The organism is Maritalea myrionectae, assembly GCF_003433515.1.
GTDB classification, from domain to species: Bacteria; Pseudomonadota; Alphaproteobacteria; order Rhizobiales; family Devosiaceae; genus Maritalea; species Maritalea myrionectae.
Map to the genome: position 1 here is coordinate 2,278,531 of NZ_CP021330.1, position 13,441 is coordinate 2,291,971.

The window sequence follows — 13,441 nt, forward strand, 5'->3', positions numbered from 1 at the left end:
CCTGCCGTCAGTAAAGGCTGGCCCGGTCGCGGGAGTGATTAGTCCGCGTTTGCGATGATATTGGCGTAGCGTTCCTGCGCCATTTCCGGTGTCATGCTGTTGTCGCTCCAGAACTCAGCCAGCAAATCTTCAACCTGTGAAGTTGTGTCTGGGGTCAGAACCTGATCACCACTCACCAAGATATTGCCATCGGCCAGGATTTGGAGACCTTTGCGCATGCAATCGTTTGCGGCTTCCAGATCCACGTCACCACGCACAGGCAAAGAACCTTTCTTCAGGTTAAACGCCACTTGCACTTCCTTGGACAGCAACAGGCTGGCCAACTCTTTTTGAGCTGCAGTGATCTCTGGGTCGTCGTTTTTCGGGAAGTAGAATGCATCACCACCGGTAGAGATGACTTCATTTACACCAAGACCCGGCAAGCAAGTATAGTCTTCGCCTGCAACCTCACCAGCAACCTGGAATTCACCTTGTGCCCAGTCGCCCATGATCTGGCCGCCGGCTTGGTCAGTGATCACCATATTGGTGGCCTGGTTCCAGTCCTGTACATTTGAGCCTTGAGAGAGCAGACGCGCTTGTGCAAAAGCGTCAAACACTTTCAACATTTCAGGGCTTGCCGCAGCTTCAGCGTCTTTGTCGACATTGATTTTTTGCCACAGCTCAGGGCCACCAACAGCAATATTGATCACACCAAATGCGCCTGAAACCTGCCAGCCCTGCTGGCCCATTGCGAGAGGAATTTTGCCTGCTTCACCCAATGCAGGGCCAGCCTCAACAAATTCGAACCAATCGCTCGGCACGTCAACACCGGCGTCAGCGAACGCCTTGTTGCTCAACCACAGCCACTGCCAAGAGTGGATGTTTACAGGCACACAATAAACACGACCGTCAACTGTGCAGCTGTCCAGCAATGAAACGGGGTGCACAAGGTCGCGCCAGTTTTCTTCTTCGGCAATGTCGGTCAAATCGAGCATCAAGCCAGCTTCAACCAGTTCCTCAGCCTGACGGCCATGGTTCAACTGGGTTGCGCCCATCGGGTCACCGCCCAAAATACGGCTGATGATGATTGGACGCGCAGTGCCGCCAGAACCGGCGATGGCACCATCCACCCAAGTGTGGTCAGTTTTTTCGTTTAATGCTTTTGCAAATTCAGCAACCGCTGCGGCTTCGCCGCCAGAAGTCCACCAGTGGGTGACTTCGAGCTCGGTTGCCAATGTAACACTGCTGATGCTCATTGCGCCTGCAGCTGCTGTGGCGATCAAAATTTTCTTCAAATGGTCCATTCGTTCCTCCCTAAAATCGACCTAACGCTCCTCCCTTCCCGGCCTCCTACCGGCAAAAGAAATGCAATCGATTACATCAAACTGCAATCGTTTTCTGTAATCGATTACATAAAGTCGGACAAAGATTGGTTTTTGTCAAGAAATTGTTTATGAATAAGAGAAAAGCCAATCTAAGGACTGCCCAAATGAACGGGAAAAGCCCCAAAATTCAAGATGTTGCTAAGGTTGCTGGAGTTTCCACAGCCACGGTCAGTCGCGCCCTATCCAACCCTGATTTGGTCTCTGACAAGACGCGCACCACGGTTTTGGACGCTGTGGCGAAGACCGGCTATCGCGTGAATCGCGCGGCAAAGAATCTGCGCAAGCGTCAGTCCGACGCTATTCTTGCCCTCCTCCCCGATTTGGGAAACCCGTTCTTTTCACAAATCCTGTCGGGCATTGAAAGCGTGTTCACCACCTCAGACTTGAGCCTATTGGTTTCCGACACCAAGGGAATTCGCGAAGATAATCTGCTCGACTATTTTATGGATATGCGCGCCGATGGCATGATCCTTTTGGACGGCGCCATTCCCCGCAACATCTTATCGCAGTTGCAGAGCTCTTCCTTTGGCAATCGCATCATTTTTGCCTGCGAATGGAAGCCAGAGTTTGATTTCCCCTCTGTACGCAGTGACAATTTCGGCGGTGCGGTGCAGGCGATTGAACATCTTTATGGGTTGGGTCACCGCAAGATTGGGCATATATCCGGCCCACGCAATAATGTGCTGACCAAAGAGCGTCTGCGTGGCGTCGAGGCTGCGATGGCCGACCTGGAGTTGCCGATTAATCGCGAGTTTTTCATTGATGGCGGCGCATTTTCGCTGGACGCGGGCGCGCAGGCTGCGCGGTCATTTATGGAAATGTCCGACCGTCCCACTGCAATCGCGTGCGGCTCCGATCTCATCGCCATGGGCTTTATTTCAGAAATCTCGCGACGCGGATTGAAGGTGCCGGACGACATTTCTGTTGTCGGCTTTGATGATATTGAGATTGCAGGGAGCTATATCCCGTCGCTCACCACCATCCGGCAAAACCGCACGCAAATCGGAGTGTTGGCGGCCTCATATTTGCTCGATCAAATCGCAAATCGGGTAACTGACAACGCGGCGCAAGTGCAAGAAGTAGGCGTAAAACTGATTGCGCGCCAAAGCACCGCTGCACCTTAAGGCCTCAACTCACTTGCGAACAATCTCCACGCCTGCGGCTGGGATGGTGAATTGTCCATGCGTGGTCGTTTCAGCGTTATAGTTCAGATAGATGATGTGCTGGTCGGTTTCGCGACGACGAAGGCCTTCCGGCAATATGTCGATAGACACATCGACTTCGGCCAGAAGCTCGCCAGCAAACTGCTGCAGCGCGGCATCGTCTAGCCAGCCCGCACAATAAACCAGCTTGTCTTTTGCAACGATGGCGGGAGCACCCTCTATGGTGGCCCTTAGAACAGTCACATCGCCTTCCAACTGCTCAAACCAATGCAGAATATTGCCGCCATCTGCGAGCGGAATCTGTGCTGATGGGCGTAGTGTTTCCACGTTCTTGACCCGGAGTGGCAAGCCTTCAAAATCTGGCGCGAGATTTCGCGGCATGCTGAATTCACCTGTTTTGGCATTGGTGCGCGGGCCCAACACGATTTTCGCGTTGCTTTCGTGTAAGCATTTTTGCTGGGTGGTAGACAATGTCACCACGCCTGGCGCAAAGATCAGATCATAGGCATCTAGGTTCGTTTCATTGGGCGAAACAATATCGATATTGATGCCGAAATGGCGCAACGCCTTATAGTGATGAAAGACCAGATCAAAATAATCAAAGCCCTGCCCTTGAGGTTGAATTTCGCTGGCCCATTGACTTTCATAGTCGAACATCAGCGCCACGCGCGCAGGTTCCACGTCATCCATTGCGATTTGGCTAAGCTCAGACGCTGTTTGTTGTGCTTCATGCGCGGCGACATTGGGGTCATCATTTGGCAGATAAAGCCCCGTATGCATTTGTTCTTGCGCGAACGGCGCTTGCCGCCAGCGGAAGTACAGCACATTTTCAGCCCCGTGGGCGAATGCCTCCCACGTCCACAGCCGAACCATGCCGGGCAATGGCGCGGGATTATACGGTGCCCAGTTCACAGGGCCGGGCTGTTGTTCCATGATCCACCAGCGCCCCTTGCCCACCGCGCGATACAAATCGTGATGGAAGGCTTGGAAATCGGGATGCCCCTGTTTCATAAAGCGGTTTTTGAACGCGTCATCCGCCCCGATGCGGTCTTCTAAAAAGCCAAGTGGATAGCTGTCCCAACTGGCGATTTCCAGATCATCACCAACTTTGAAATGATCAAAGTCGGTGATGCGTCCCATATAATTGTGGATGATCGGTGCGTTGCTATGGGCCTTGATCGCCTCGACCTGTCGCTGGTTGAAACGCACGACCTGGTCTGACGAAAACCGCCTAAACGCCATGCGGTGGGCGGGGTTGGCCTCTGTGACGGTAAGGTTGGGCAAATCGACCTCGTCAAATGCACCATAATCCATTGACCAGAAAACGTTTCCCCAAGCCGCATTGAGCGCATCAATGGTGCCATAGCGCTGCTTAAGCCAGTCCTGAAACGCCGCACGCGCGGAATTGGAGTAAGAGATGGTGGTATCATGGCAGCCATATTCATTGTCGGTCTGCCACGCGCAGATTGCGGGATGATCACCATATCGCTCAGCCACAATTTTGGCGATGCGGTGGGCCTCTTCGCGATATTCCGCATGTGAAAAGCAATAGTGACGGCGCGAACCGAACTTTCGGGGCCTGCCCTCCTTATCGAGCGCCAACATGTCCGGGTGCTTGTTCACCATCCAGCGCGGGGGCGTGGCCGTGGGGGTGCCAAGCACGATCTTGAGGCCGGCATCGGCCAGCACCTCGATGGCTTTATCCAGCCAATCCCAGTCAAACCGCCCGGGTTCGGGTTCAATCTTCGCCCAAGCGAACTCACCAATGCGCACCCAGCTTAATCCAAGCTCGGCCATGCGTTGCGCGTCACGGGCCCACATGGATTGCGGCCATTGCTCAGGGTAATAGCAAACGCCAAGGCCTTTTTCAGTCATGGTGAACCCCTTTATTGTTGTCGCAATGTGATTTGACCCTATTTATCCGGTCATCACCACCCCACCATCCACAACAAGTGCTTGGCTTGTCATCATTCGGCTGGTTTTTGACGCCAAAAACAGGGTCGCATCGACAATGTCTTGTTCCACCAGATGCTCTTTTAAACATTGTTTTTCGAGATGCTCTTTGAGCCCTTCTTCTGTGGCCCACTTGTCCAACTGTTTTTGGGTGAGCACCCAACCGGGAACCAGCGCGTTCACGCGGATATTGTGGGCCCCAAGTTCACGAGCCAAGGCGCGTGTTAAACCTGTGATCCCCGCCTTTGCTGCCACATAGGAGCTAAAGCCTGCATTGCCCATCAAATATGATGCGGATGAGAAATTGATGATGGCACCTTCCCCCATTCTCTTCATGGCTGGCGCAACCGTTTGGGCGGTGAAATAGTGCGGTCGCAGATTGATATTTAATGATTTTTCCCAATCCGCCACATCATATTCTTCAAGGCTATGCCGCTGATCATTGGCGGCGTTATTGACCAATATCGAAATATCGCCGTGAGCTTCAGCGCTTTGCGCCATGGCAGATTTCAACGCATCGATGTCGGTGATGTCACAGGGAATAAAAAGCGGTCTGCGCCCGTATTTATCGCCCATATCGGCGGCAAAGTCTGTTGCGTCTGAGCGCTGCACAAATGCCACTTTGGCCCCTTGAGCCAAAAAACCTTCGGTGAGCGCCGCGCCGATGCCGGAACCGCCACCGGTGATAAAAACACTTTTGCCTTTTAGGTCATGGAATGTCGCATAGGTTTGCATTAGTGGCTCTCCCTCGTCACGGGGCGCGTATCTTTCCCCACCAAAAAGTCTAAGTCTGCGCCCTTGTCAGCCTGGAGAACGCGTTCAATATAGAGGCTGGCATAGCCCCGGTCATAATGTGGCGGCGTCGGCCGCCATTTGGCTCGACGTTCTGCCAATTCTTTTTCGTCGACCAACACATCCAATTGTCCGTTTTGGGTGTCGAGCTTGATGCGGTCGCCAGTTTGAACCAGCGCCAGCGTACCGCCCGCTTCTGCCTCCGGTGAAATGTGCAAGACGACTGTGCCAAACGCCGTGCCCGACATGCGGGCATCGGAGATACGCACCATGTCGCGCACCCCTTGCTCCACCAATTTACGGGGAATTGGCATATTCCCCACTTCGGGCATGCCGGGATAGCCTTTGGGTCCGCAGCCCTTGAGCACCAAGATCGTGTCTTTTGTAACGGGTAAATCGTCGCGATCAATATTGGCTTTCATATCTTCGATGTCTTCGAAAACATACGCCTCCCCTTCATGCTGCAAAAGGTCCGGCGTGGCTGCGGAAGGCTTTATGATGGCACCATTTGGGGCCAAATTGCCTTTGAGCACCCGCAAACCCACTTTGGATTTAATGGGTTCATCAAAGGCATAAATGACATCGCGATTATAGCACTCGGCATCTTCAAAGTAGGACGAAATATCCTTGCCCAGCACCGTTTGGGCCGGGCGCAATATTCCTTCAAGCTCTTTCATCAGCGCGGGCATGCCACCAGCATAGCAAAAATCCTCCATCAGATATTCACCCGATGGCATGCAATTGACCAGCAAAGGCAAATCCTTGCCAATTTCAAAGTCTTCCAGGGTCAAATCGATGCCGACCCGCCCTGCCATCGCCAACAGATGCACGACGGCATTGGTGGAGCCGCCTACAGCCGCGTTGGCAATAATCGCATTCTCAAAGTTTTCTTTTTTCACGACTTTGGAAAAGGTCAGATCTTCCTCCACCATTTCCACAATGCGCCTGCCTGTCATGTGGGCCAGCGCGCCGCGCCGGGCGTCAACCGCGGGCAAAGCTGCATTGGTGGGCAAACACAGCCCCATCGCCTCGACCAACGAGGCCATGGTGGATGCCGTTCCCATCGTCATACATACGCCAACGGACCGGCTCATGCCCGCTTCAGCTGACATGAAATCCTTCAGCGTCATATCGCCGGCGCGCACATCTTCAGAGAATTTCCAGACGTCAGTGCCAGAGCCGATATCACGCCCCTTAAACTTGCCGTTCAGCATGGGGCCGGACGACACAACGATGGTGGGCAAATCAACCGAAGCTGCGCCCATTAATTGTCCCGGTGTGGTCTTGTCGCAACCGCCCAAAAGCACCACCCCATCAATGCCATATGCGCGGATCGATTCTTCCACATCCATAGACAGGAGGTTTCTAAACAGCATCGCCGTCGGTTTCATTTGGGTTTCGCCCAAACTCATCACGGGAAACTCAACGGGAAATCCGCCAGCTTCCCACACGCCGCGCTTCACGGCCTCCGCAAGGTCACGCAGACCTGCATTGCAGGGCGTTAGTTCTGACCAGGTGTTGCAAATGCCGATAATCGGTCGACCGTCAAAGACATGATCAGGAAATCCCTGATTTTTCATCCACGAGCGATGGATAAACCCATCCTTGTCTTGCTTGCCATACCAATTCTGACTGCGACGCTTCCTTTGATCGCTCATATACCGGCCCCCTTGCCCCTAATCCTACTGCAGCCTGTCTAGATCGTCGCCTGAACGAGGCTTGCATTCTGCATTTAGTTTCATATAATGGAACTAAAGTTCATTTAATGAAAATTGTGTGCGAGAAGACCATGCTTGTCAACGGTAATAAACAGATTGGTGCAAAGGAACTTCACCATGAGTGCTGAAAAAACTGCTGATGGCACGGTCGGCAAGGCGTTGGAGGTTCTTGATAGCGTTGCCGCTTATGGTCGCCCGGTGAGGTTTTCGGAGTTGCAAACAAGCTCCCCTTACCCCAAAGCAACTCTTTATCGGCTCTTGCAAACCTTGGTGCGGCAGCAAATGGTCAATTTGAATGAGACTGACGGCACCTATTCCGTTGGCCTGCGCTTGGTCAAACTTGCCCACGCGGCATGGGAAACAGCTTCATTGGCCCCAATTGCCCGCGCGCATGTTGCCGCGTTGGCCGAACAAGTTGAAGAAACCGTGCACCTTGCCCAGTTCGAAGCTGGCCAAGTTCTTTATGTTGATAAGCGCAAGTCGAATGATCAGTTCGAAACTTTGGCGCAGGTCGGCAAAGTCGCCCCGGCTTATTGTACAGGTGTCGGCAAGGCCATGATGGCCTTTTTAGGTCCAAAGCAATTGCAACTGGCCCTCAATCAACAGGCCTTTCATCGCTACACCCCGGCAACCCTCACCAACGCCGATCAGCTGCAAGCTGAACTTGAGCATATCCGCGCCGATGGTGTGGCGTTTGACCGCGAGGAACATGAGCAAGGCACCATTTCCATCGCCGCCCCTGTGCTCACAAACGAGGGGCGCGTCATTGGGGCAATATCGATCGCCACCTCAACAGCCCGCAAGACAATAGATGATCTGAACAGACTTAAGCCAGATCTATTGCAAGCGGCTGAACGCATTGGCCAAGAGGCGACTTCATGGCAGTTTCCAGCGTAGGCGATCTCATCTAGCCAAACAGCGCGCGTTCTTTGCTGACCATATGGAGAAGAAAATCATTCACCGTTGAAATTCGGGCGAGGTTGCGCTGGCTTTCATGAACGGCAAGCCAGTATGAGCGGCTGATTTTGAGTTCAGGCAAAACTGGCTCCAAGCCAGAATCTGGATGCACCAGATAGTCGTGCAATATAGCAATCCCCGCGCCGCCCCTTGCGGCTTCCACCTGTCCGGCTGCGCTTGAAATGGCCAGATTGGAACGCCAAGTCCGCAAAAATTCGTGGGTGTAGTCAAGCGACGGCGTATAAATCAATTCCTCTACATACCCGATAAGGCGATGATGGGCGAGGTCTGCGCGTGTTTGCGGGCGCCCTGCCCGGTCCAAATATTCGGGTGCCGCATAGAGACCCAATTGATAGTCCGTGAGCTTGCGCGCCACCAACCGCCCCTTTTCGGGGCGCCCCACCATAATCGCAATATCCGCTTCGCGTTGCGAAAGCGAAAAACTGCGCGGCACAGGCACCAGCTCGATCGTTAGATTTGGGTGGTTTTCGTAAAGAGCGCCCAACCGACTGGCCAAAAAGCCAATGCCGAACCCATCGGGCGCACCAATGCGCACCGTGCCAGCAATATCAGCGTCGTGATCCTCCAGCTTGTCGAGACCAACCAGAATTTCACTTTCCGCCCGCTCCAACGCCCGCATCAAGTCTTTGCCCTCGTCGGTGAGTTCGCACCCATTGGTTCGGCGCACCAACAATTTACTGCCCACATCTTTTTCGAGGGCCGATATTCGGCGGCTAAGGGTCGCCTGATTGATGGCCAGGGCGCGTGACGCCGCCAGAAACTGGCCATGTCGGCCCACAGCTAGAAAGAGTCGCGCATCATCCCAATTCATAATCTTATTCCACTTTTTGCAATTCAGCTATTCAATATTGGGCATTTAATTGCATTTTTGCAAGCATTAGGTTTATCCCAATTCCAACGGGAGACTTGATCATGACGGCTATTGGACACTTTATTTCAAATCAACATTTGGCGGGCACCTCGGGCCAAACCAAAGATGTTTTCAACCCCTCAACTGGTGAGATCAGCGGGCAAGTAGCTCTGGCGAGCGCCAACGAGGTCGATAGCGCCGTAGCGGCAGCCCAAGCGGCATGGCCAGCTTGGTCCAAAACTCCGGCGCTCCGCCGCGCACGGATTTTGGACAAGTTTAAATCCATTCTATGGGACCGCTTGGACGAGTTGGCGCAGATTGTTTCCAACGAACATGGCAAAACCTTTGATGACGCCCAGGGCGAAGTGACCCGCGGGTTGGAAGTGGTGGAATTTGCCACCGGCATTCCACACCTGATCAAAGGCGAGTTTTCCGAAAATGTCGGCACCGGTGTCGACAGTTATATGGCGCGCCAAGCCCTTGGTGTGGTTGCGGGCATTACCCCGTTCAACTTCCCCACCATGGTACCCATGTGGATGTTTCCAATCGCTTTGGCAACGGGCAACACGTTTGTGCTCAAGCCAAGCGAGCGCGATCCCTCTGCGCCGCTGGTCATTGCTGAATGGCTGAAAGAAGCCGGGTTGCCCGATGGCGTTTTCAATGTGGTCAATGGCGACAAAGTGGCCGTTGATGCGCTGCTCGAGCACCCTGATGTGAAAGCGATCAGCTTTGTTGGCTCAACACCCATTGCGCAATACATCCACCAAAAAGGCACCGCAAACGGCAAACGTGTGCAGGCGCTCGGCGGCGCGAAAAACCATATGGTGATCATGCCGGACGCAGATTTGGACATGGCCGCCAATGCGCTGATGGGCGCAGCCTATGGTTCGGCTGGCGAACGATGCATGGCGATTTCAGTTGCGGTGCCAGTCACCGATGCCGTGGCGGATGCGTTGGTTGAAAAGCTGGTGCCCAAAGTTGAAGCGTTGAAAATTGGCCCCTCCCTTGAAAAAGGCATGGAAATGGGGCCGCTGGTCACCGGCGAGCATTTGGATAAGGTCACCTCTTATATCGACAAGGGCGTGGAAGAAGGCGCGAAGCTTGTTGTTGATGGTCGAAACTTCAAAAAGCCGCAAGGCCACGAAGATGGCTTCTTCATTGGCGGGTCATTGTTTGACCATGCCACACCAGACATGACGATTGCTAAAGAAGAAATTTTCGGTCCAGTGCTTACTATGATCCGTCGCAATTCCTATCAGGATGCGGTGGATCTGATCCACGGCCATGAATATGCCAATGGTGTTTCAATCTTCACCCGCGACGGTGATGTTGCCCGCACTTTCAACCAAGACATTGAAGTGGGCATGGTGGGCATCAATGTGCCGATCCCTGTGCCCATGGCGTTCTACAGCTTTGGCGGTTGGAAAGCCTCGCTGTTCGGCGATCATCATATGCATGGTATGGAAGGCGTACGGTTCTATACCCGCATGAAGACCACCACCAGCCGTTGGCCAACTGGCGTGCGCGCCGACGCACAATTCTCAATGCCAACGCTCGGTTAGGGCAAAATCAAAGCATTGTCCTAGCGCCGCGTAATTACTGGGCGCTGGGACAAACCCAAGCATATCAGTGAAACACACAGATATTCTCGGTTGGCGTTAGCCGGGATAGACGATTTCAGCGCGTTCGCTGCCCTCTCGATCAAATGCCCATGCCTGTTCAAGCAATGCTTCGGTATCAAAGGCCGGACGCCAGGATAGGTATTGCCGCGCTTTTGAGTTATCCAACCAAACGCTGTGAAACTCAGTTTGCACGTCCACGGCTTCCAATCCAAAATTGGCATTTAAATATTTTGCAGCCACCCCATAGTCGAACGGTTCATCCATGGCGATGTTGAATGTTTCGCAGCCTGCAGGCTGGATGTTCAGCGCTTTTATGATCGCGTTCACCAAATCATCTACCGCCAAAATGCTGCGTTGCAATGGTTTACCTTGCGCGCATAGAGCCAGAGGCACGTTTTGGTTTTTGGTGAATTTTTCGGCGGTGCTGTCGTCAAAATATTCATGCCATCGAGGGCTGCCGAAAACCTGCTTTGAAAAGCTCATGGCAAACCGCAAATCATCGTCAGCCACCAGCCAAGGCGCCCGAAGGCAGCACCCCTGAATGCCATATTGAATATGAGCTTGGGCTAACATCACTTCTTCCAAAACTTTCGACAGGGAGTAACAACCCGGCGCGGCTTTGTGGGGGTAGCTTTCAGTGATCGAGGCGCTTGTCGGGTAAAAATAATGTCCGATAGCGGCATCACCGCCGACCAGCGCGAAATATTGCCCTTGCTGCGCCCGAAACTCTTCAAGAAGCCAAAACATCCCCTTTACGGTCACGTCCATAATGATTTCCGGCATTTCTTTGCAGGTCGCCATATGCAGCACATGGGTGACCCCTTGCATAATGTCGGCAACAAACGGGCGATCAGCAATGTTGCCGCGCCGGACGGTCATACGTTCATCTGAAAACGGGAGATCGCGCGAAAAGGTCACTGCGGTGATTTTGAGCGCGTCTTGCTGGGGCTGATCTAGAAGTTTTTTGATCACCCGACTGCCCAGCTTACCGCTGGCACCGGTAACAAGTAGATGCATTTTATGTCCTTTGTAGTGGCAATCTGCAAACGGCCAGATTAGTCGCCAAGCGGCAACGTGCTGTCATAATCTTCAGCAATGGTCAGCGTTTGCTTGATCCGGCGAAGATTATCGACGATCTCCGGCCCCAAAATCTGCGTTGTCCGATAGGCAATGATGTCGATGATGGTCATCAAGGCAAAACTGGCCGAGTTTGGTTTATAGACCTGACCGTCTTCAACATATCGATAAGGCACAACAATGTGCGCACATCGCGCCAGCGGCGTATCTGGCGGCGCAATCGCGATCGTCTGGGCACCATATTGGCGTGCGATATTGAACGAATCCACCACTGAAGACGCTGCTCCAGATAGCGAAAAGCCGATCACAACAGTTGATGTGTTGGCCAGCGATGCTGTCATGCGTTGCAATCTTCCGTCTAACCTTGTGGTCAGGTTAAAGCCCAACCGGAACAACCTGAACTCAGTTAGTTCTGCGGCCATCGAAGAAATGCCGCCCGTGCCAAGAATTTGAATCTTGTCGGCACCGGCCAATGCCTTTGCGATGGTTTCCACCAACTCGTCATTCAGAATTTCGCTAACTTCATTGATGGTGCGAATGGCAGAGTTGCTGATTGTGCCAATTGAAGAATGCTCCCCAAGAGATATGGGCTCACCTTCGCTCGACAAATAGGCTCCGCCAATGGCGATTGCCTGTGCTAGAGCAATTTTGAGCTCGCGAGTGCCATCAAGACCAAGGCTAGTCGCAAGGCGCGTCACTGTTGGTTCGCTGACACCGGCTTTTTTTGCCAACGCAGCGATAGACGATGAGGATGCGCCCGGCAGATCATCAAGAATAACTGCAGCCAAACTCTGCTCGGCTTTAGTGCCGTTGGCCAATTTTGCTTGCAACAATGTAACTACATCAATCAATGGTTTCACAATCTCATCCCACTGGCCCGGTCAAAAAAGTGCATATTCTTGCGCTTAACCCCTAGACGAAGGACGCCGCCAACGTCAATTTGCGGCCTGCCTCGGAATACGCACCGAACGCTTTGCCCCGCAATATACCCATATGCCATCACCTCAGCGCCGGTTGGCTCAACAACATCGACATTCATCGCCAATGTGCCGTTCGGGTCAATATCATATGATTCCGGCCGAACACCTAAAATGATCTCAGTACTTGAATAGTTTACGCCGGAAACCGGCAGCACACTACCATCATCTAGTTTTAGCGATTGGTTATCCCCAGTACCGCTTATAGTTGAAGGGATGAAACTCATGGATGGAGACCCAAGAAAGCCGGCTACAAAAATATTTACAGGAAAATCATATAGATCCGTTGGCGTACCGATTTGCTCAATGCGCCCCTTGTTCATAATGACGATCCGGTCGGCCATCGTCATAGCTTCAATTTGATCATGCGTGACGTAAACAATTGTTGCCCCCAATTTTTGGTGCAACGATTTGATCTCGGTGCGCATTTCCGCGCGCAGATGCGCATCCAGATTGCTGAGCGGCTCATCAAACAAAAACAATTTGGAGTCACGCACAATTGCCCGTCCCATGGCGACGCGTTGGCGCTGACCGCCGGAAAGCTCCGAGGGAAGCCGATCCATATATTGGGAGATGTTCAAAACCTTGGCCGCGCGGGAGATTTTCTTCTCCATTTCTGCGCCTTTTTCGCGCCGCACCCGTGGCCCAAACTCAATATTTTTGCGCACCGTCATATGCGGAAATAGAGCGTAGGTTTGAAACACCATTGCAATATTTCGTTTTTGGGGCGGTAGGTCATTTACCCGGATTGCATCGATGTGCAGATGTCCGTCGGAGATTGTTTCCAAACCGGCAATCATCCGCAGCAATGTAGATTTTCCGCAACCTGAGGGCCCCACCACAACCATGAACTCACCTTCATTTATGGAGAGATTCAAGTCAGCGATAACTTCAAGCGCGTGATAGCGTTTGCAGATTCTGTTTAAATTCACACTCGACAATTTGTC

The 13,441-nt window shown here is 52.9% G+C and carries 11 protein-coding genes; 3 read left to right on the forward strand and 8 right to left on the reverse strand.

Translation table 11 applies throughout. The features are described from left to right. Positions 1-38 precede the first annotated feature (38 nt). The gene (locus MXMO3_RS11540) at positions 39-1,283 is read right to left on the reverse strand and encodes an ABC transporter substrate-binding protein (protein ID WP_117395959.1); all 1,245 of its coding nucleotides are present in this window, start codon (positions 1,281-1,283) and stop codon (positions 39-41) included. Between the two features lie 185 nt (positions 1,284-1,468). On the opposite strand from MXMO3_RS11540, the gene MXMO3_RS11545 reads away from it, so the two are divergent. Further along, positions 1,469-2,488, forward strand: coding sequence for a LacI family DNA-binding transcriptional regulator (locus tag MXMO3_RS11545; protein WP_117395960.1), 1,020 nt, complete (start codon positions 1,469-1,471; stop codon positions 2,486-2,488). A gap of 9 nt (positions 2,489-2,497) precedes the next feature. On the opposite strand, the gene MXMO3_RS11550 is transcribed toward MXMO3_RS11545, so the two are convergent. Genes MXMO3_RS11550 through MXMO3_RS11560 form a run of 3 tightly spaced genes read right to left on the reverse strand, consistent with a single transcriptional unit; the run spans position 2,498 to position 6,930 of the window. Continuing rightward, positions 2,498-4,402, reverse strand: a complete 1,905-nt coding sequence (locus tag MXMO3_RS11550; protein WP_117395961.1) for a beta-galactosidase — start codon at positions 4,400-4,402, stop codon at positions 2,498-2,500. 42 nt (positions 4,403-4,444) lie between these two features. After that, the gene (locus MXMO3_RS11555; protein WP_117395962.1) at positions 4,445-5,215 is read right to left on the reverse strand and encodes an SDR family NAD(P)-dependent oxidoreductase; all 771 of its coding nucleotides are present in this window, start codon (positions 5,213-5,215) and stop codon (positions 4,445-4,447) included. Continuing rightward, positions 5,215-6,930 carry an IlvD/Edd family dehydratase gene (locus tag MXMO3_RS11560; protein ID WP_117395963.1) on the reverse strand — a complete coding sequence of 572 codons (1,716 nt, stop codon included), beginning with the start codon at positions 6,928-6,930 and terminating at the stop codon, positions 5,215-5,217. The genes MXMO3_RS11555 and MXMO3_RS11560 overlap by 1 nt, the downstream gene beginning before the upstream one ends. A gap of 177 nt (positions 6,931-7,107) precedes the next feature. Between MXMO3_RS11560 and MXMO3_RS11565 the strand changes: the two genes are divergently transcribed. Beyond that, positions 7,108-7,887, forward strand: a complete 780-nt coding sequence (locus MXMO3_RS11565) for an IclR family transcriptional regulator (RefSeq protein WP_117395964.1) — start codon at positions 7,108-7,110, stop codon at positions 7,885-7,887. A gap of 10 nt (positions 7,888-7,897) precedes the next feature. Here the strand turns inward: MXMO3_RS11565 and MXMO3_RS11570 are convergent, their stop codons facing one another. Then, positions 7,898-8,779, reverse strand: coding sequence for a LysR family transcriptional regulator (locus MXMO3_RS11570; RefSeq protein ID WP_117395965.1), 882 nt, complete (start codon positions 8,777-8,779; stop codon positions 7,898-7,900). A gap of 101 nt (positions 8,780-8,880) precedes the next feature. On the opposite strand from MXMO3_RS11570, the gene MXMO3_RS11575 reads away from it, so the two are divergent. Then, positions 8,881-10,380 (forward strand): CoA-acylating methylmalonate-semialdehyde dehydrogenase, encoded by a 1,500-nt coding sequence (locus MXMO3_RS11575; protein ID WP_117395966.1) that lies wholly within the window; start codon positions 8,881-8,883, stop codon positions 10,378-10,380. Between the two features lie 96 nt (positions 10,381-10,476). On the opposite strand, the gene MXMO3_RS11580 is transcribed toward MXMO3_RS11575, so the two are convergent. The 3 genes from MXMO3_RS11580 to MXMO3_RS11590 are packed head-to-tail and all read right to left on the reverse strand — an operon-like array spanning position 10,477 to position 13,435. Continuing rightward, positions 10,477-11,457: an NAD-dependent epimerase/dehydratase family protein gene (locus MXMO3_RS11580; protein ID WP_117395967.1), complete on the reverse strand. Its 981-nt coding sequence runs from the start codon at positions 11,455-11,457 to the stop codon at positions 10,477-10,479. A 38-nt stretch (positions 11,458-11,495) separates the two neighbouring features. Further along, positions 11,496-12,377 (reverse strand): MurR/RpiR family transcriptional regulator, encoded by an 882-nt coding sequence (locus tag MXMO3_RS11585; protein ID WP_117395968.1) that lies wholly within the window; start codon positions 12,375-12,377, stop codon positions 11,496-11,498. After that, the gene (locus tag MXMO3_RS11590; protein WP_117395969.1) at positions 12,374-13,435 is read right to left on the reverse strand and encodes an ABC transporter ATP-binding protein; all 1,062 of its coding nucleotides are present in this window, start codon (positions 13,433-13,435) and stop codon (positions 12,374-12,376) included. The genes MXMO3_RS11585 and MXMO3_RS11590 overlap by 4 nt, the downstream gene beginning before the upstream one ends. Between the last annotated feature and the right edge of the window lie 6 nt (positions 13,436-13,441).

Bases quoted from the DNA above. Each gene is read 5' to 3' on its own strand.
- MXMO3_RS11555 (WP_117395962.1), bottom strand. From the start codon at position 5,215: ATGCAAACCTATGCGACATTCCATGACCTAAAAGGCAAAAGTGTTTTT.
- MXMO3_RS11580 (WP_117395967.1), bottom strand. From the start codon at position 11,457: ATGCATCTACTTGTTACCGGTGCCAGCGGTAAGCTGGGCAGTCGGGTG.
- MXMO3_RS11565 (WP_117395964.1), top strand. From the start codon at position 7,108: ATGAGTGCTGAAAAAACTGCTGATGGCACGGTCGGCAAGGCGTTGGAG.
- MXMO3_RS11550 (WP_117395961.1), bottom strand. From the start codon at position 4,402: ATGACTGAAAAAGGCCTTGGCGTTTGCTATTACCCTGAGCAATGGCCG.
- MXMO3_RS11575 (WP_117395966.1), top strand. From the start codon at position 8,881: ATGACGGCTATTGGACACTTTATTTCAAATCAACATTTGGCGGGCACC.
- MXMO3_RS11560 (WP_117395963.1), bottom strand. From the start codon at position 6,930: ATGAGCGATCAAAGGAAGCGTCGCAGTCAGAATTGGTATGGCAAGCAA.
- MXMO3_RS11570 (WP_117395965.1), bottom strand. From the start codon at position 8,779: ATGAATTGGGATGATGCGCGACTCTTTCTAGCTGTGGGCCGACATGGC.
- MXMO3_RS11545 (WP_117395960.1), top strand. From the start codon at position 1,469: ATGAACGGGAAAAGCCCCAAAATTCAAGATGTTGCTAAGGTTGCTGGA.
- MXMO3_RS11540 (WP_117395959.1), bottom strand. From the start codon at position 1,283: ATGGACCATTTGAAGAAAATTTTGATCGCCACAGCAGCTGCAGGCGCA.